Origin of the sequence: Arthrobacter ginkgonis (assembly GCF_039540195.1) — a bacterium.
In the GTDB taxonomy this organism is placed as follows: domain Bacteria; phylum Actinomycetota; class Actinomycetes; order Actinomycetales; family Micrococcaceae; genus Zafaria; species Zafaria ginkgonis.
In genome coordinates this window covers 322,635-338,899 of record NZ_BAABEO010000019.1, presented here as the reverse complement: position 1 = coordinate 338,899, position 16,265 = coordinate 322,635, and the positions used below count along the sequence as shown (strand labels likewise).

The following is a 16,265-nucleotide window of genomic DNA, read 5'->3' as shown; positions in this document are numbered from 1 at the left end:
GGCACGTAGCCGAACCGGTTCCTCGCGGGGGACAAGGGCCTGTTCCGGCTGGGGGACGCCCATCAGACCGAGCGCTTCCCGCGCAACGCCTCCATGACCCCCTGAAGGTCAATCTGGCCCTCGACGATCCTGCCGATTACGGCTCCGATGGCGATGAAGAGCGCCACCAGCAGGAAGCCCCAGAACCCGAAGACTAGGGCGCAGATGGCCAAGGTTGCCCCGGCGGCCATTCCCGCTACCGCGGCGTTCATGAGACCCGCGGGCTCTCGCTCTGGTCATCGGAGGGGATGCGGATGTCGGCAATGCTGATGTTGACCTCGGTGACCTCAAGTCCCACAAGGGTCTCGACCGAGTCGTAGATCGCGTCCCGGACCTGCCCGGCAACGTCCTGCAACGGGTACGGGTAGTCGACCACGAGGATCACGTCGACCGCGGCCTGAGTATGGCCGACCTCGACGCTGACGCCCTGCGCCATGTCGTGCTGGGACACCACGTCCCGGATCTGGCCCATGGCGCGGGCCACGCCGCCCCCGAGGGCATACACGCCCGGAACCTGGCGCGCCGCGATCCCGGCGATCTTGGCGACCACCGATTCGGCAATGGTGGTCGATCCCTTGCCTTGCCCCGCGGGGGTCTTCGTGGCGTTGGACTTCGGGGGAAGCGGGGTGGAGCCGGCGGGGGCGGCTGAAGAAGGCTGGCTGGTCATGACGGTCGCTCCTTGAACTGGTCGGTTGAACTGAGCGGTGTGTGAACCGGGCGGTGGTCATCCGCGTGACGCCCACATACATAGGACGCTGGAGGCGGGCATACCGCACGCGCCGCCGTCGCATTTCATCCTGATGATTTCGCAGGAGCGGTGGGTCATCCATCCGTTGGGGACGGGGAGAGGGCCTGCTACGCGGAAAAATACCCCGGGATCAGGCCGTTGCCCATCGATGGGACATCACTGCCGCCGCGCAGGACGCGGCATCCTGCCAGCCATTCGCCGTCCCAAGGAGGAACAGGCCGGAACGCATTGACCGGTTCCCGGCACGTTTCCATACTGGGAGCTGTCCGCGTCATGGTCCGAAGCGTCGGGGCCGACGCATGATGCTGCAAAGTGTGATGGTTCAAAGGAGATCCTCATGGCAGGCATGATCCGCAAGAGTCTGAACGAACCCGAGGAAACCCGGCCCTTCGAGGAGGGCAAGGGCAGGCTGGACCTGGTCCATCTGGAGGCCGGCGGCGTCGGCCGGGCCGTTTTCGAACCCGGCTGGCAGTGGTCCAAGCACGTCAAGCCGATCGTCCACACGGACAGCTGCGAGGCGGCCCATGCCGGCTACGTGCTGTCCGGGCGGATCAAGGTCGTCATGAACGACGGCCAGGAGGAAGAGTTCGGCGCGGGGGACTACATGCAGGTCCCGCCGGGCCACGACGCGTGGATCGTCGGCGACGAGCAGTGCGTGGTCCTGGACTGGCAGGGGTACGCCGACTACGCCAAGCGCCAAGACTGAGAAGTTCGGTTCCCGCATTGATCACACGTGGCGCGGATTCGCCGCGCCCTCGACATCAGGATGGCAGGTGAGCTCAATGGCCGGACGCGTGGTGCACTTCGAGATCCCCGCGGAGGATACGGACCGGGCGAAGGACTTCTACGCCTCGGCCTTCGGCTGGGACATCGAACCGGAGCCGGAGATCGACTACAACATCGTGAAGACCGCCCCGACCGACGACTCCGGCAGGCCCAGCGAGCCCGGATCCATCAACGGCGGGCTGTTCAAGCGGCAGGGCGAACTGAAGAGCCCCATCATCACCGTGGAGGTCGACGACATCGATGCGGCGCTGGAACGGATCGGATCCCTCGGCGGAACCACGGTGTCACCGAAAGAGGCGGTGGCGGAGATGGGCTTCGCCGCGTACTTCCGGGACTGCGAGGGCAACCTCCTGGGCCTGTGGCAGAACGCCGCGCCCACCGGGAACCAGGCCTAGCGGCGGTTCGCCGGATCGAACCGTCCGTGCCCCTCCAAGGACTGCGACAGCCCGGAGGCGTACCGGTCACGCCACGGCATGCCTGAGAGGTATCGCGTGATGCGAGGAAAATCTTGGACGGGGGTCCCCGCGCCTTCCTAGGGTGGCCATAATGCGCTGCGCCGGAACCGGCGGCCGCCCCACGGACTTAAGGACGATCCCATGCCAGCCAGGCCCCCCGCCGATTCTTCGCCGCTCGGACAGGCACTGGCCGGTGGGCAGCGATTGAGGGAGCCTGCCGTGCCGCAGGTACCGGGGACGGTTCCGGTGCTCACCCGCGCAAACCGGCAATGGCCGGCCGAGCCCGATCCGCAGGCGGCCCGCGTGGTGGCCGCACTCCGGCGCGAACTGCCGTCCGGGTCCGTCCGAGCGGACCTGCAGGAGCTTGCCCGCTACGCCTCGGACGCGGCGGGCCTGCGTCCCGGTGCGCCGCCGGCGGCGGTCGTCCTGCCGGAAACGACGGCGGAAGTACAGGCGGCCATGCGCATCGCCAGCGCGCTGCGCGTGCCGGTCGTGGTCCGCGGCGCGGGCAGCGGCCTGTCCGGGGCCGTGATCGCCCCGCCCGGGGGCATCGTGCTCTCGACGGAGCGGCTGACCCGACTCATCGAGATCCGTCCCGAGGACGAGTTGGCGGTGGTCGAGGCGGGTGTCATCACCGGCGACCTCGACCGGGCGGCGGCAGCTCATGGCCTGCGGTACGCCCCGGACCCGGCCAGCGCCGATTTTTCGACGATCGGCGGCAACGTCGCCATGAACGCCGGAGGGCTGCGGTGCTGCAAGTACGGGGTCACCCGCGAGTCGGTCCTGGCCCTCGACGTCGTGCTTGCCGACGGAACGCTCATGACGGTCGGCCACCGCACCATCAAGGGGGTCACGGGACTGGACCTGGTGGGACTGTTCGTGGGCAGCGAGGGCACGCTCGGGGTGGTCGTTACCGTCACGGTGCGGCTGCGTCCGCTGCCGGTGGCCACGGAGACGATGGTGGCCTTCGCCGACAGCCTCGGCGACGTCGGCGCAGCCGTCCAGGCGATCACCCGCTCCCGGGTCCAGCCCTCAGCCGTCGAACTGCTCGATGAGTCCTCGCTGCGCAGCATCGACGAGAACCGGGGCACGGACCTGGCCGCGCGCGGGCGGGCCATGCTGCTGCTTCAAACCGACGGCCACGGGGCGACGGCGGAGATGGACGAACTGGAGTCCGTGGTGGCCGCTGCCGGCGTGAGCGTCCAGCGGCTCGTGGGCGAGGAAGCCGACCGGATGGTCGAACTGCGCAGGTCCGGCCGGGGCAGCAAGAAGGACACGTGGCGGATCGGCGAGGACGTGGCGGTTCCCCGGTCGCGGCTGGTGGAGATGATTGCAGCGATGGAAGGGATCGGCGCCCGGTACGGCGTCGAGGTCGGCTGCGTGGCCCACGCCGGGGACGGCAACCTTCACATCGGGCTCTCCGCTGCCATGCGGCCCGGGGAAGCGGAGCCCCCGGCCGCCGTCCACGCCGCTGCCGACGCCGTCGTCCGCGCGGCCCTGGACCTGGGTGGCACGATCACCGGCGAACACGGCGTCGGAGCGCTCAAGAGGCCGTGGCTGGAACGCGAGCTCGGAACGCGCCAGCTGCAGCTGCAGCGTTCGGTCAAGGCTGCCTTCGATCCGCTGGGCATCCTGGCTCCGGACTCGTTCCTGGCGACGGTGTAATGTCGCGGGAGAGCATGACGTCCCTTGAGGAGAACCCATTGAGCGAGCAGCGCAGGCGCCACCTGAGGAACACTCCTACCCCTGTCGTCCCAGCCAATTTCGTCCATATCGAGCGTCCGGCCAACCGGTCGCTCGGCGTGGCGGTTGCCGGCCTGGTCACGTTGTCGGCGCTGGCTTTGGCGGTTGTCTTCGCCCTGGTGGCCTTCTTGTTCACTCCTGAAGGGACGGTCGTTTACGTATGGGCGGCCGCAGCGGGAGCCGCGCTGGGAGCAGCCGCGGCTCTCTCTGCGCTGCGCCGTTCAGGCAGGAGTCGACGCGAGGATTTCGTGCGCTGCGGCGGTGATCCCACGGGCATGAGTGACCTGATGTTCGGGGTCATGCGAGGACGCCGGGCCGCCGGGGGCACGTGGGAAGTGCCGCCCCAAGGCTCGGGCGACTACGTCTGAACCCGATGGCCTTCCGGAGGAGGCCCCGCGTAGCGTTCAGCGGAGCTCCTCGACGACGACGCCGACGTGATCCATCCGGTAGATCGTCATGCCGCGCAGCGTAGGGGAGCGGTCCTGCCCTTGACGACCACCGGGCCGGCCCCGGACCGGCGCCACGGGATGTGGTGCGTTGGCCGCGCCGGCGGGCTACGGTGGGCGCCATGCGAAAACTCATAGTCCAGCAGTGGGTTACCGTCGACAACATCGTCGCGGAGGAGGACGGCGGGCTCAGCTTCGTGACGGCGGAGCCCTTTTCCGAGACGGACACCAGTGCGTTCAAGGAAAGCGTGATGGGGTTCATCGACTCGGTCGACACGATGATTCTCGGCGCGAACACCTACGCCCAGTCCAAGGACTACTGGCCGTACGCCGACGAACAGGGCGCGTACGGCGAGAAGCTCAACAACCTCACCAAGTTCGTCGCCTCCTCAAGGCTGGATGACGCCCCCTGGGGCGATTTTCCCGCCGCGACCGTGACGCGCGACCCGGCCGCCACCATCCGGGAGCTCAAGGAGCAGGACGGCAAGGACATCTGGCTGTGGGGAAGCCTGAAACTCATGCACTACCTCCTGGACGACGGCATCGTCGACGAAGTCCGGATGCTGGTCTGCCCGACGACCCGCGGCAAGGGAACGCGCATCTTCGAGGACCGGCGGGACCTGGTGCTGCTTGAGGCCACCGGGTTCGAAAACGGCGTGGCGCTTCTGCGCTATGGGATCAGGAAATAGGCGGCACGTCCCCGGGATCTGCATCACCGCGTCAAATCCGGAAGTACAGTTCAGTGTGCAGCTTGCATCCCGGGTTGAACGCCGCAGCGCAACTCGGGCATGAGTCGACGCCGAGGTACTCGCTGATCGCCAAGAGGTGCCCGCAGACGCCGCAGAGCACGGCTGGCTCGTCGCGGGAATCGACCGGCCACTGCGCTGCAACGTGGTCGGCGGCCTCCGCGTGGCAGAGGTGGCAAGGATAGAACTCGCGGCAGCACGCGAACTTGATCGCAATCACGTCGAGCGGGGATCGATAGTGGACGCAGCGCGTCTCACCATCGACGACGGGACCGAGTACCCTCGGCCGGTTGACGTTCATCGCACGCCCCTCGCGGTGAGCGCATCCCCTAGCTCGTCCGCATGCTTGAGCGCCACAATGAGAAATGGGACGACGAAGGTGCGTGGGTCGTTCCGCGCTCCACGCGCCCGCTGCGCATCGCGCACCTCGCTCGCCCGGCGGCCGAGCACCGGGATGGTGCTGATCGTCACCGTGAGCAGCAGCGCGATCCGATGTGAGTCGAGGCCCAGCCGTTCCAAGGGGTGCAGCCCGCGCTCGATGGCGTCCAGCAGCGCGGTCACCCGCGTGGTGAGCGCGAGCAGTGCAGCAAGCACGATCGCGGCAGTGACCCGGGCGACATTGGCGACCGCGGGCTCCGGGCCCAGAAAGATCAGCTGGCTGACGGCGGTGATCACGATGACCCAGCGGACCGCGAACACCTGACGGCCAAGTTCCCGGATCCCGCTCAGTCCAGCGCCGAGGCCGGACACCGCGTAGCCCAGGATGCCCGCTGCGGTAGCGACGGCCGCTGACCACCAGTGCGATGGCAGCAGCGACACGGCGAGCACGACGGACAGGATCAACAGCAGCTTCGGACCGGCGGGCATGCGATGCAGCCAGCCGTTGCCTGGCCGGTAGAGCGTCAGCATCGCAACCTCGCCTCGTAGTTGGCGATGATCGCGTCCGGTTCGCCGACTGACACCATGCGTCCGCCGGCGAAAAGCACGGCTTGCTCGCAACGCGCGGCCAGTCCGAGATCGTGGGTGACGAGCACGAGGCGATGGCTGACGTCCTCGAACAGGTGATCGGCGACCCGTCTGGCGTTGCGCGCGTCCAGATATGCGGTCGGCTCGTCCGCGATCACCAGCTCCGGACCGCGCACGAACGCGCCGCACAGCGCGAGCAGCTGTTTCTGGCCGCCCGAGAGGTCGTGGGACGGCCGTTCGGCCAAGCCGGTGAGGCCGAAGCGTTCCATCGCCGTGGCCACGCGTTCCTCGAGTTCGGCCGGGCGGAGCCGATCGGCGCGCAGCGAGAAGGCGACGTCCTCGGCGACCGTTGGCATGATGATCTGCGCGTCCGGGTTGCTGAACACGACGGCGATGCGGCGGCGCAGCTCGGCCGCCCGGCGGGTCGGGTCGATCCCCAGAATGCTCAGTTCGCCCGAGGTCCTTGCAATGAGGCCGCCGATCAGCCGGGCGAACGTGGATTTGCCCGAGCCGTTCTCCCCGATGACGGCCACGGTGCGCGCGTCGAGGTCGAGGGAGACATCCCGCAGCACATCCACGTCGCCGAGACGCACCCCGACGGCATCGAGGTGGATTCCGGTCGCGCTCATCGGACAACCTCCAGCACGGCGGCGATCCCCATGCCGCCGCCGATCGAGGCCGCGGCGACGCCACGCGTTCCCGCCGGCGCCCCTGTCCGCACGAGGCGGCTGAAGAGGCGCACCACGGAGATTGCACCGCTGGCACCCCACGGGTGTCCGAGCGCCAGCGCGCCGCCATCTGCGGACAGCCGCGGGTCGTCGTCCGCGATCCCGATCCGGTCGAGCACGGCCAGGCTCTGCGCGGCGAACGCCTCCACGATCTCCAGCGCCGCGATGTCCGCCAGATCCGATCCCGCCGAGCGCAGGGCCGCCTGGATTGCGCCGGCGGCCCCTATGCCCGGAAGCGCCGGATCGCAGCCGACCACGGCGGACGCCCGGATCGCGAGCCCGGATGCGACGCCGGCCGGGGCAAGCACCAGGGCGGCGGCGCCGTCCCCGATCCGCGTGGCCGTGCCCGCGGTGAGCGTGCCTCCGGGGAAGAGCGCGGGCAACCGGGGGAGCAGCCGTTCCGCGCCGCCGATCGCGTCGTCGTGCCGGAGCCCGCCCAGTGGCACCAGTTCGGCGTCGAACCGGCCGGCGTCTCGTGCCGCCCGTGCGCGAGCGTGGCTGCGGGCGGCATGGGCGTCCTGGCGGGAGCGCGAGATGCGCTCGTGCACGGCGAGGTCCTCCGCGGCCTGGGTCATCTCCGGGTCGGGGAAGCCCGTGGGCGCGAACGGTGCCCGGTCATAGGGGATGCCGTCCACCGAACGCACCGGCGCCGTTGATGCGCTCTCCACGCCGCCGGCGACACGCATCCGCTCGTCACCGGCGCGTATCGCTGCCGCGGCATCGAGCACGGCCGCGAGCCCGCTCCCGCACTGCCGATCCACCGTTGCGCCGGGAACCTCGTGGCCGAGTCCGGCTGCCAGCGCGGCGATGCGGCCGGGGTTGCCTCCGGGGCCCATGCAGTTCCCGAGGAGCACGTCGGCCACGGTGATCGGCGAGCCGTTCGCCGCTTCGGCATCGGCCAGGGCAGCCCGGATCACAGGCGCCGCCAACTCCTCGACACGCAGCTGGGCCAGTGCACGGCCGCGCGTGCCGATCGGGCTGCGCCGGGCGGCGATGATCACGGGATCGCGGTCAGGCTGCAAGAGACTGCATCTCCCCGGCCAGGACCAAACGCACGGCTTCGGCACGCGCGGGCTTACCCGAGGCGGTCCGCGGGATCTCGCCCGCAAACCAGCGCCGCGGTCGGTGCGCCGGCGCCAACTGGGCGGCGGCAAGCTGTCGGACATCAACCGACGCATCGCCGTCGAACTCCAGCAACGCCGAGACCAGGGCACCGACGGGCTCGCGCGGCAGCCCGAACACGATCGCGTCGCGGACGCCTGGAATCGAGCGCAGCACCGCCTCGACCTCCTCCGGAACGATGGTGGCCGAAGCGCTCAGGATCGCGTCGTCAGCTCGTCCCAGCAGACGGAGGCGGCCGTCGATCAGTTCCGCACGATCGCCGACCGTGGCCCACTCGCCGTCTCGACGCAGCGGACCAGGGGCGCCTGCATAACCGGACGCGATGAAGGCCGAGCGCACCCACAGGTCGCCATGCCGGATCTGCAGATCGACCCCGGGGAACGGCCGCAAGCCGTCGCCCTCGTCGCAGGCCACAAAGGACAGTTCGGCCGCACCGTAGTAGGCCGTCACGCGGATACCAGCCGCTTCGGCACGCTGGCGGAGTGCCGGGTCGAGGTGGGAACCGCCGATCAACGCCGCGCGCAGCCGCGGCGGTGCTCCCGCGTCGAGCACGGCCCGAAGCGACTGTGGGGTGCCGTGCAAGGCGTCGGCATCCGGGGTGACCCGCGGCATTGGGCGCGGGCCGCCCGAGAGCGAGTGAGCGAGAGAGAAAAGGGTGAGCGAAGAAGCGGGCGGGGCGGGGAGCGCCACATTGTCACCGGGCCCGGCGTCCAGGAACTCGCTGACGGCGGCGAACGAGTCGGCCCACGACTCCGCGCTGCGCAGCACGATCCGTGGCGCACCACTGCTGCCGGAGGTGAGCGTCGCCCAAGCGGTTCCGTGGGGAAGCTCGGCCGCGGTCGCAGCCGCTACCACGGCCGAGCGGTGCGCCTCCGGCCACCTGGCATCGACGACGAGAGGGACGTCTCCTGCGTCACGAATCTGCTGGAGACGTTCGGGCAGGCCGGGCTCCTCACCGTTGACCGGGATGATCACTGGACCTGCTCCAGAACGGGGGCCGTCTTCGGGGCCCACGTGCGGCGGAAGGCGCGCGGATATGCTCGCGCCAACGTCATCACGATGAACGTCGCGATTACGGCCTTCACCAGATCGCCAGGTACGAAGGCGAGACTCATCAACGCCGTCTCGCCGAGCGGCAAGCGCGTCACCAGGCTCTGCACCGGGATTCCTGCGGCGTAGACCACCAGGATGCCACCGGTGAGCAGGCCGACAAGCGTCCGCCACAACACCGGCTTGCGCCCTCCCGCATGCACGATCAAGCCGATGACGAGCGCGCCGAGGATCCAGCCGAGGAGGTAGCCCGCCGAAGGCCCAAAGAACACGCCGATGCCGCCTCGGCCGCCGGCAAGAAGGGGCAGGCCAATTGCGACCAGCGCCATCAGCACGGTCATCGAGAGGGCACCAAGCCATGGACCGAGAATGGCGCCCGCGAGCATCACGCCCAGCGTCTGGACGGTGATCGGGACGCCGCCGGCGAGGGTGAATGCGCCCGGCAAGCCCAGTACAGCGACAATCGCCGCGAAGACTGCGACCCGCGCGAGGTCGGTGGCGTCGAGTCGCCGCCTGCCAGAACGGTTTGAGAGGGGGCGAGGATTGGTCATTGGAGCTATCCTTTTAGGTTTCAATCCTGAACGGCATTCAGCTGAACGCCGTCCAATTGAACGGCGTTCAGGTGGACGGTGTTTACTATAGTGACGCCATGGCGAAGGCCACAACAGCCGGCAGTAACACTACGACGTCCCCGTCCGCGCAACCCCGCACCTTCTGGATGACTGTGGGCTGGCCAATCTCACGAGGCGCGCCTCGCAGCCGTACCGCGTGTTTCATTGCTCGCTTGGCGAGCTGGCCCAAGGCCGCCCTGGTCGCACCCCGCCACTGCGCAAGGATGGAAGAGGGACCGGCCAATTCGCGCCTGACGCGAATATTCCAGACTCTCTTGGAGTTCTTTTGCGGTGCCCTACTCTGCGCCTGACGGCCGTGGTGCCGGCGAGGCCGCCACGGCCACGAAACTCCAGCGGGGGAGAACCTCGCTTTTCGGACGGCGTCGAACCCGTCAGGGTTCAGTCCGCCGGTCAAAATCGCCAGACCACCTTGTCCCTGCGGCGTCGGCGTGGAGGAACGCGACCTGGCGGCGGTTCCGGAGGTGTTGCCTGAGCGGTTCCCGTCGTCCCGCAAGACGCTGCTCCTGCGGGACGACGGGTCGGCCCTTGGCCGCGCAGTGGCCGATTTCGACGCGCCCGTTCGCGCCGACCTTCTTCGCACGGACGAAGAAGGTCCTGATGGCCTTCCCCGTCGCGGGTCCCGTCGCGAGCCAGGCGTCCACACCGCGGGCGGTTGAGTCCGGCGGTGCCGTGGCCCGGATGCGTCCGAAGTGGCGCCGGGCCGCGATCCGCCTCGGGCAAACCCCAATTGCCGCGGCTCAAGGCGTGACGCACACCAACGCCCGCCGCGCCGCGGGAGAGGGGCTGGGGCTTGCCCTGGGGGGCATCCTCGGAACGCTAGTTGACATAATGTAGATTATCGGCGTTATTCGGAGGGGGCTCCGGAAGGGGTTTCGGGCCGAAATTGCCGGTTATCCCAGAAATGTCCCAATCCCCCGTTTTGGACCGTTTTTGCGCGGATTTTCCCGTTTTCGCCTCCCGGACGCCCGTTCGGCATCGGCCGGGAGGCGCCCGCGCGGTTCCGCGGCGCCGGCGCCGGCGAGCCGTCGGTCGCGCCACCGGCGCATCGGGCCCCAAAATCCCCAAAATCGCCGGAGTGCACTCTGGGAATTTGGCCGGCTGGGCCCACCCCCACGCACCGTTCCGGCGGCCCCCAAAACGATAACCCTTAGTTGACATAACTACGCACCCCCTGCCCCACCGTTGTGCAAGCGTCCAACGACGGCCCGTGCGCACGCCCGGTCCGGTTTTGCGCACGCCGGGCGCGCTGGGCCACACTCGAAGCCATGAGTTCCGCCCCGGCCCCAGCGCCCGCCCCGTTTTCGGGGTCAGCCCCGTTCGCAGGGTCAGAACAGTCTTCAGTATCGGCATCGTTCCCAGGATCCGCCCCGTCCTCGGGGCCCGTCCCCGCCCCCGCCAGGGGTCCGGTACGGATCCGTCCGGCCCGGCTGGTGGACGCGGTGCGGGACGCCGCGGCCGCCCAGGGCCTGTTGCTCGACGCCGGCCAGCTCGGCATTGCCCACGCGCTGGCCGACTCCGCCGCCCGGGCGCTGCGGCGGCGCACTCCCGCGGCCGCGCCCGGCGAGCACCTCTATGTCTGGGGGCCGCCGGGGCGGGGCAAGAGCTGGCTCATGGACGCGGTCTGCGAGGCCCTGGGCGGGGCACCCGTGCGCAGGCTGCATTTCCACGACTTCTTCCGCGAACTCCACGCGCGCACGCACCGCGCCGGCATGGAGCGGTCGGCCCAAAACCGCGCCGCCCAGCCACCTGGCGCGGCAGTCGCCGCCGAGCCCCGCGGCGCGGCCATCGCCGACGCCCTCGACGGGATGCTCGGTGGCGCACGGGTCCTCTTCTTCGACGAGTTCCACGTGCACGATCCGGGCGACGGCATGCTGGTGACCCGTGCGCTGCGCGAAATCTTCGCCCGCGGCATCCTCCTGCTCGCCACCTCCAACTACGCCCCCGAAGACCTGCTTCCGGACCCGATGTTCCATCACCTGTTCGAGCCGGCGATCGGCCTGATCACCGAGCGCATGACCGTCCTGGAGCTCGCCGGGCCCGTGGACTACCGCACGCTGCGCCCGGCCGAGCGCTCCGCGGGCTATGCCGCGGGCCATGCGCTGGTCCCCGGCACCGCCGGGCAGCTCGCCGCCGCGGGACTGGAGGAACCGCTGCCCGCCGAGGAGACCCGGGTCCGGCCGACGACGCACGAATTCAGCGCCCGCCGGGCAGCCAACGGGCAGCTCTGGTTCCGGTTCGCCGACCTGTGCGAGGCCCCGTCGGCGACCTCCGACTACCTGGCCCTGGCCGCGACCTACGGGCACTGGGTCCTCAGCTCGATCCCCGGCATGGAGGATGCCTCCCCCAGCGGCTGGAAGCGTTTCGGCAACCTGGTCGATGTCCTCTACGACCGGGACGTGCGCCTTGACCTCATCGGGGCCGCGGACATCGACCCGGCCCGCGTCCTCGACCATCCGGTCGACGCGGCACGGCTGGGCAGCCGCCTCGCCGCCCTGCGCCGCGAAGCCAGGGACCCGAGCGGAAGCTAGCCCTCGAACAGGCAGAACGGATGCCCGGCAGGATCCAGGAAGACCCGCACGCCGGGCTCCGGCTGGTGGTCCGAGAGCCGGGCGCCCAGGCGTGCGGCCCGCGCGCAGGCGGCCTCCAGGTCCCCCACCGTGAAGTCCAGGTGCAGCTGCATCTGCGGCTCCCCCGCGGCCGGCGGCCAGGTCGGCGGAACGTGGCCCTCCTCCTCCTGGAAGGACAGACCCACGCCGCCGGCGGGCGGGCCGATCGCGACCCAGCCGTGCTCCTCAAGCAGCAGTTCCCAGTCCAGCAGCGCCGCGTAGAACCTCGCCAGCCCGCCGGGGTCGGGCGTCCCGAGTACGACGGCGGACAGCGTCACCTCAGCATCGTTGGCCATGGGTCCACTATGGACCGCCACGGAGGGGGCGTCGAGGCCGCCCGGGACCCGGGCGGTGCCTCCGCCGCGGTCAGGTGCCGCCGTCGTAGTTTGATGGGGCCGCGGTCTGGTGGCGCCGTAGTCTGGTTGAGTCGCCTATCCCGAAGGAACCGCCCGATGCCGGACCGCCACAGCGCCGACCCGTCCCCCGCCACCGTCTCCTCTGCAACCATGGCCTCCGCGTCGTGGCTGCGCGAAACCGTCGAGGCCATGGTCGAACACCACGAGGGAACCGGTGACCTGCCGCCGATCGTGCAGCTGGGGCACCCGGCGCTGCGGATGCGCGCGGCGGACGTCGACGGACAGCTCGGCGACGAGCTGCTGCACCGCTTCCTGCGCCTGATGCGCGCCGTGATGCACGCGGCTCCCGGCGTCGGGCTGGCCGCCCCGCAGCTGGGCATTCCGCTGAGGATGGCCGTGCTGGAGGACCTCTTCGAGGTCTCTCCGGAGGTCGCCGAGGTGCGCGAACGCCGCCCGCTGGGCTTCTTCGCCGCGCTCAACCCGGCGTACGCGGCCCGCGGGACGCGCCGGGCCGCCTTCTACGAGGGCTGCCTGTCCTTCGCGGGGTTCCAGGCCGTCGTCGACCGTCCCGCGGACATCGACGCCCGCTGGGAGGAACCCGGCGGCACCCGCAGGGAGGCCGTCTTCTCCGGCTGGCAGGCGCGCATCTTCCAGCACGAGACCGACCACCTCAACGGGGTCGTGTACATCGACCGGGCCCTCACCCGCAGCCTGAGCACGAACGCCAACTACCTGGACCGCTGGGTGTCCCCCGACGTCGCCGCGGCCCGCGCGGGGCTGGGCTTCTAGCCCCGCGGACCGACCGGCAGGTGGCGGTTCCACCAGTCCAGGATCGCCTCGAAGCGCTGCCGCCGGTGCCACGGCGTGCCGCTGCGGGAGAGCTCGTGGTTCTCGCCCGGGAACAAAAGCATCTCCGCCTCCACCCCGGCCCGCTTGAGGGCGACGTAGTAGCGCTGCGCCTGCTCCACCGGGCAGCGCAGGTCCTCCTCCGAATGGATGACCAGCGTGGGCGTGCGCACCTGCGCGGCCACGGCCAGCGGGCTCTGCTTCAGCGTGTGCTCCGGGTCGGTGCCGGTGTAGGCCTCGCCGAAGAACCAGCCGATGTCCGAGGACCCGATGAAGGACATCGGGTCCAGGAAGCCGCGTTCGACGATGGCCGCGGCGAAACGGTGCTCGTGGGCGATCGTCCAGGCGGTCAGGTATCCGCCGTAGGATCCGCCGAGGATGCCGGTGCGGGTCCCGTCCAGCGCCGGGACGGCGGCGACGGCGCCGTCGAGGAACGCCAGCACGTCGTCCAGGTCCACGGTGCCCATCGCCCCGCGGATCGCCAGGCCGTGGTCGCGGCCGTAGCCGGCGGTGCCGCGCGGATTGCACTGCACGACGGCGTAGCCGGCCTGCGCGTACACCTGCGCCTCGTCGAAGTAGCCCCACCCGTACTGGGAGTACGGACCGCCGTGGATGTTCAGCAGCACCGGGTGCGGGCCCTCGCCCTCGGGCAGGAAGACCCACCCGTGGACCGGGTGCCCGTCGGGCGCCTCGACGGTGAGTTCGCGCGGGACAGCGATGCGGGCCGCCGCCGCCAGCGGCGCGGCGAAGGCCGTTGCCGGGCGCAACGCACCGTCCGCGACGACGCCCAGCTCCCCCGGCGTCGCCGGGTCCGCGTAGGAGACGACGACGGTGCCGCCGGCCTCGGCCGCACCCGCCAGGTCCAGCCGGCCCTCCAGCAGGACGGTGGCGCCGCCGTCGGGCCCGATCGCATGCAGCCGGCCGCCGCCGCGCACGCGCGCACGGGCCAGCACCGAGTCCGTGCCGTAGGGAACCAGCCGCCCCGCGTCTCCGTAGTCGAGCGCGTCGCGGTCGGTGAGTGGCCGCGGCTCGCCGCGGACCTCTCCCGCGGCGGCCGGGTCCGTTGCGTTCAGGTCCGCCGCTTCGAGGTCCGCGGTTTCAAGGCCGGCAACGTCAAGGGCGAAGACGCCGCCGTTGCGGGCCACGAAGTCCAGCCCGTCGGGACCCAGCTCCTCGCCGAGAAGGAACAGGGTTCGCCCGTCACGGGAGAACGTCGGGGCCCAGTAGGCGAAGCTGCCGGCGGGACCGCCGGCGACCGCCTGCGGAGGCAGCTCCGGGGCGTCCAGGCGGAGGCGGTGGACCATGCTGCGCAGGTCCAGGTCCGCCCCCTCGTGCAGCGCGGCCGCGAAGTACAGGTGCGTGCCGTCCGGGGAGAACGCGGGCCCGGAGGCCTCGCGGTCCGCCGGCGTCAGCAGGCGGACCGCGGGGAACCCGGGGCCCGGCTCCCCCGCGGCGCCGGGCCGGCCTGAAGCGTCGGAGCCGGAACCGGCGTCGCGGGCCGCCCGGCCAACGGGCTCCACGAACGGCTCCTCATTGGGGTCCGGGACCTCCAGCAGGAAAATCCCGGGGCGCTGGTCGCCGGTGTAGCCGGTGCCGTTCTCGCGGTACTTCCATCCGGTGATCCGGCGCGGGTCCTCCTTCTCCGGCCCGACGCCCTCGAGCGTGCCGTAGCGTCCGGCTTCGGGCCTGCCGGCGGTGAAGGCGATGCGCGCCGAATCCGGGGACCACGCGAACTCCCCCACGCCCAGCGGCCGGTCGGTCAGCACGCGCGGCTCGCCGCCGCGGGCATCGACCACCGCCAGCTGCGGGCGGCCCTTCGCGTCCGCGCGCAGGAACGCGACGGCGGAGCCGTCCGGCGAATACTGCGGGTTGGTGTCGCGCACGCCCCGCGTGAGGCGCCGCGGCGCCGCGGCCCCGGCCGGGTCCACGAGCCAGAGCTGCCCGACGGCGGCATCGGCCGCGAAGCTCGGCCGGCAGGCCGCCACGACGGCGGCCGACCCGTCCGGGGCCAGGGCCGGCGCGGATACAGTGGTCAGGAGCTCAAGCTGCGTAGGTTTCACAGCGCGAGGATATCTGAAAGAAATGTTGAAGGAAACAGATCCGTGCCCCTTTCCGCCCGCCCCGTCGCCCTGCTGTGTCCCGTCTGCGGCGAAGCCCTCGATCGGCTGCCCCGGACCTTGCTCTGCGCCGCCGGGCACCGCTTCGACGCCGCCAAGCAGGGCTACTTCAACCTGCTCACCGGCAAGGGCACCCCGTTCCGCGAGGACACCGCGGAGATGGTCGCCGCCCGGGCGGAGTTCCTGGGGGCCGGCCACTACGCGCCGCTGGCCGAGGCCGTCGCGGAAACCGTGCTGGACTCGCTCCCGGAGGCCGGCGGGGCTGACCTGCGCGTCCTCGACGCCGGCGCCGGCACCGGGTACTACCTCGGCGCCGTGATGGAGCGGTTCCGCACCGCCACCGGAGGCGAGGCCTCCGCCGTCGCACTGGACATCTCCCGGTACGCGATGCGCCGGGCCGCCAAGGTGCCCGGGACCACCGCCATGGTGTGGGACCTGTGGCGCCCGCTGCCGCTGGCCGACGCCTCGGTGGACGTGGTGCTGAACGTCTTCGCCCCGCGCAACGGCGCCGAATTCGCCCGGGTGCTCGCCCCGGGACGCACCGCCGTCGTGGTCACTCCCCTGCCCGGACACCTGGGCGAGGCCGCCGAGGCCTTGGGGCTGCTGTCCATCGCCCCGGACAAGGAGGCCACCGTGGCCGCCGCGCTCGGCGACGCCTTCGCTGCCGGACCCGTGCGCGAGGTCCGCGCCGGGCTGCACCTGGACGTGGACGACGCCGTCCGGCTGGCCGTCATGGGGCCGGCCGGGCATCACCTGGACGCCGCCGCGCTGCGCGCGCGGCTGCACGCCGACGGCGTGCCCCCCGTGGTCACCGCGGCGTTCCGCGTCCAGGCGTTCACCCGCCGCTAGCCGCACCCAGCCACCTGGCCGGGGCGGGCC

18 protein-coding genes are annotated in these 16,265 nt (G+C 71.0%); 8 read left to right on the top strand and 10 right to left on the bottom strand.

Features of this window, described 5'->3' with window-relative positions; genetic code table 11:
- Positions 1-62 precede the first annotated feature (62 nt).
- Complete coding sequence (locus ABD912_RS14625) at positions 63-251, bottom strand: DUF2273 domain-containing protein (RefSeq protein WP_345151811.1); 189 nt, start codon at positions 249-251, stop codon at positions 63-65.
- Positions 248-706, bottom strand: a complete 459-nt coding sequence (locus ABD912_RS14620) for an Asp23/Gls24 family envelope stress response protein (protein ID WP_345151810.1) — start codon at positions 704-706, stop codon at positions 248-250. Before ABD912_RS14620 ends, ABD912_RS14625 begins: the two co-directional genes overlap by 4 nt.
- Before the next feature lie 418 nt (positions 707-1,124).
- Between ABD912_RS14620 and ABD912_RS14615 the strand changes: the two genes are divergently transcribed.
- The 5 genes from ABD912_RS14615 to ABD912_RS14595 all read left to right on the top strand — a co-directional run bounded on the left by ABD912_RS14615 (position 1,125) and on the right by ABD912_RS14595 (position 4,906).
- Entirely contained in the window at positions 1,125-1,493 is a 369-nt protein-coding gene (locus ABD912_RS14615) for a cupin domain-containing protein (protein WP_345151808.1), read from the top strand.
- Between the two features lie 76 nt (positions 1,494-1,569).
- Entirely contained in the window at positions 1,570-1,968 is a 399-nt protein-coding gene (locus ABD912_RS14610; RefSeq protein ID WP_345151993.1) for a VOC family protein, read from the top strand.
- 279 nt (positions 1,969-2,247) lie between these two features.
- On the top strand, positions 2,248-3,693 hold the full coding sequence (locus ABD912_RS14605; RefSeq protein ID WP_345151806.1) for an FAD-binding oxidoreductase: 1,446 nt from the start codon (positions 2,248-2,250) through the stop codon (positions 3,691-3,693).
- A 38-nt stretch (positions 3,694-3,731) separates the two neighbouring features.
- Positions 3,732-4,139: a hypothetical protein gene (locus ABD912_RS14600; RefSeq protein ID WP_345151804.1), complete on the top strand. Its 408-nt coding sequence runs from the start codon at positions 3,732-3,734 to the stop codon at positions 4,137-4,139.
- Between the two features lie 200 nt (positions 4,140-4,339).
- On the top strand, positions 4,340-4,906 hold the full coding sequence (locus tag ABD912_RS14595; protein ID WP_345151803.1) for a dihydrofolate reductase family protein: 567 nt from the start codon (positions 4,340-4,342) through the stop codon (positions 4,904-4,906).
- A 31-nt stretch (positions 4,907-4,937) separates the two neighbouring features.
- Here the strand turns inward: ABD912_RS14595 and ABD912_RS14590 are convergent, their stop codons facing one another.
- Genes ABD912_RS14590 through ABD912_RS14565 form a run of 6 tightly spaced genes read right to left on the bottom strand, consistent with a single transcriptional unit; the run spans position 4,938 to position 9,380 of the window.
- Entirely contained in the window at positions 4,938-5,264 is a 327-nt protein-coding gene (locus tag ABD912_RS14590) for a CHY zinc finger protein (protein WP_345151802.1), read from the bottom strand.
- A complete protein-coding gene (locus ABD912_RS14585) occupies positions 5,261-5,872 on the bottom strand; it encodes an energy-coupling factor transporter transmembrane component T family protein (RefSeq protein ID WP_345151801.1) in 612 nt (203 codons plus the stop codon). Before ABD912_RS14585 ends, ABD912_RS14590 begins: the two co-directional genes overlap by 4 nt.
- Positions 5,866-6,558, bottom strand: a complete 693-nt coding sequence (locus ABD912_RS14580; protein ID WP_345151800.1) for an energy-coupling factor ABC transporter ATP-binding protein — start codon at positions 6,556-6,558, stop codon at positions 5,866-5,868. Before ABD912_RS14580 ends, ABD912_RS14585 begins: the two co-directional genes overlap by 7 nt.
- Positions 6,555-7,679, bottom strand: coding sequence for a thiolase family protein (locus tag ABD912_RS14575; protein ID WP_345151799.1), 1,125 nt, complete (start codon positions 7,677-7,679; stop codon positions 6,555-6,557). Before ABD912_RS14575 ends, ABD912_RS14580 begins: the two co-directional genes overlap by 4 nt.
- Positions 7,669-8,754 carry a class I adenylate-forming enzyme family protein gene (locus tag ABD912_RS14570; protein WP_345151797.1) on the bottom strand — a complete coding sequence of 362 codons (1,086 nt, stop codon included), beginning with the start codon at positions 8,752-8,754 and terminating at the stop codon, positions 7,669-7,671. Before ABD912_RS14570 ends, ABD912_RS14575 begins: the two co-directional genes overlap by 11 nt.
- On the bottom strand, positions 8,751-9,380 hold the full coding sequence (locus tag ABD912_RS14565; RefSeq protein WP_345151796.1) for a biotin transporter BioY: 630 nt from the start codon (positions 9,378-9,380) through the stop codon (positions 8,751-8,753). The genes ABD912_RS14570 and ABD912_RS14565 overlap by 4 nt, the downstream gene beginning before the upstream one ends.
- Before the next feature lie 1,511 nt (positions 9,381-10,891).
- Here ABD912_RS14565 and zapE point away from each other — a divergent pair.
- Positions 10,892-11,989, top strand: coding sequence for a cell division protein ZapE (gene zapE / locus ABD912_RS14560; RefSeq protein ID WP_345151793.1), 1,098 nt, complete (start codon positions 10,892-10,894; stop codon positions 11,987-11,989).
- Here the strand turns inward: zapE and ABD912_RS14555 are convergent.
- Positions 11,986-12,363 carry a VOC family protein gene (locus tag ABD912_RS14555; RefSeq protein WP_345151792.1) on the bottom strand — a complete coding sequence of 126 codons (378 nt, stop codon included), beginning with the start codon at positions 12,361-12,363 and terminating at the stop codon, positions 11,986-11,988. The two genes, zapE and ABD912_RS14555, sit on opposite strands and share 4 nt — an antisense overlap.
- Before the next feature lie 156 nt (positions 12,364-12,519).
- On the opposite strand from ABD912_RS14555, the gene ABD912_RS14550 reads away from it, so the two are divergent.
- Entirely contained in the window at positions 12,520-13,212 is a 693-nt protein-coding gene (locus ABD912_RS14550) for a peptide deformylase (protein WP_345151790.1), read from the top strand.
- Here ABD912_RS14550 and ABD912_RS14545 read toward each other — a convergent pair.
- Positions 13,209-15,329, bottom strand: a complete 2,121-nt coding sequence (locus ABD912_RS14545; RefSeq protein ID WP_345151788.1) for a S9 family peptidase — start codon at positions 15,327-15,329, stop codon at positions 13,209-13,211. The two genes, ABD912_RS14550 and ABD912_RS14545, sit on opposite strands and share 4 nt — an antisense overlap.
- Before the next feature lie 42 nt (positions 15,330-15,371).
- On the opposite strand from ABD912_RS14545, the gene ABD912_RS14540 reads away from it, so the two are divergent.
- Complete coding sequence (locus ABD912_RS14540; protein ID WP_345151787.1) at positions 15,372-16,235, top strand: putative RNA methyltransferase; 864 nt, start codon at positions 15,372-15,374, stop codon at positions 16,233-16,235.
- Positions 16,236-16,265: the final 30 nt, after the last annotated feature.